The organism is Photorhabdus heterorhabditis, assembly GCF_001280945.1.
Taxonomy (GTDB): domain Bacteria; phylum Pseudomonadota; class Gammaproteobacteria; order Enterobacterales; family Enterobacteriaceae; genus Photorhabdus; species Photorhabdus heterorhabditis.
In genome coordinates this window covers 1-978 of sequence record NZ_LJCS01000187.1, presented here as the reverse complement: position 1 = coordinate 978, position 978 = coordinate 1, and the positions used below count along the sequence as shown (strand labels likewise).

Genomic DNA, 978 nt, shown 5'->3' with positions numbered 1-978 from the left:
AAGACATCGCAACTTTAAAACCTTCTGGTGTCATATGGCAATAATCAATAAAGAGTGAATCATCCAACACACTCGTGCCTAAATACTTAGTGAAGTAATATTCTAGATCGATAATTTTGATGCCAACGCTTTGTTGGAGAATACGCTCTTTAACAAATGAGGGAGTACTTGGAAATGATGTTACAAGATCATACATTAACGCATAACTGCATTCCGCGTCTAAATATAGCTTAGCTTCTTCAGCTCGATTTAACGCAATCAAGCTATTAGCCACAATACGGTTAGACGTCGCCGCAGTGCCGCCATCGATACCGATCATGCTCAGACCCAATTCTAAAGCTTCAACATACTGCCCACTCATTATTGCTTGTGATGCATGGCGATATAATTCATACCACTCAGCAGTTTTGCCATTACCCAACCAATGAAGTGGCGTTTTCCGTTCCCAATCTGCGTAATTGGCTGCCGGTAAAGCAAAAATAAATTCAACACCGCTTTCCTTAGATATTGCATCTATTCTGTTTATCAATATTTCGGCATTCTTTTCCAATTTTTCCTTATATTCAATCGCAATACCATTAGGACCCGAATTTGCAAGAACATTGGCATAATTTCTGCGTCTTTCCAGCGGGGGATTATGCTCAAACAACACATCTGAAAACCAATTATTACCGGCAAGAATAATCACATAATCTGGTTGTAACTGTAAGCTCGCCTTACAAGTCTCCAATAGTCCCCCCGCATTCATGCAGCTTTTTGCAAGATCGATAACTTCCCATTCGCTATCAGTATGCTGATTCAATAAATACGCTAATGTTTTGGCGGGCGTAGTATGAGGAGAGAAAAGCATGCCAAGCGCGACAGACTCACCGATAAAGCATATCCTTTTCACATTTTTTGCCTTATTCAGCGTTAGCTGCTGCTGTGAGCTTTCCCAAAAAATGGAGTCAGACTGCTCACGTCTGACAAAAATAATTT

Annotated in this window: 1 protein-coding gene; it reads right to left on the bottom strand. The window is 40.5% G+C overall.

The genetic code is table 11. The annotated features are described in order from the left end of the window. Window positions 1–892, bottom strand: an 892-nt coding sequence (locus AM629_RS21220; protein WP_161804264.1) for an SGNH/GDSL hydrolase family protein, incomplete at its 3' end; no start/stop codon positions are given. Window positions 893–978 lie beyond the last annotated feature (86 nt).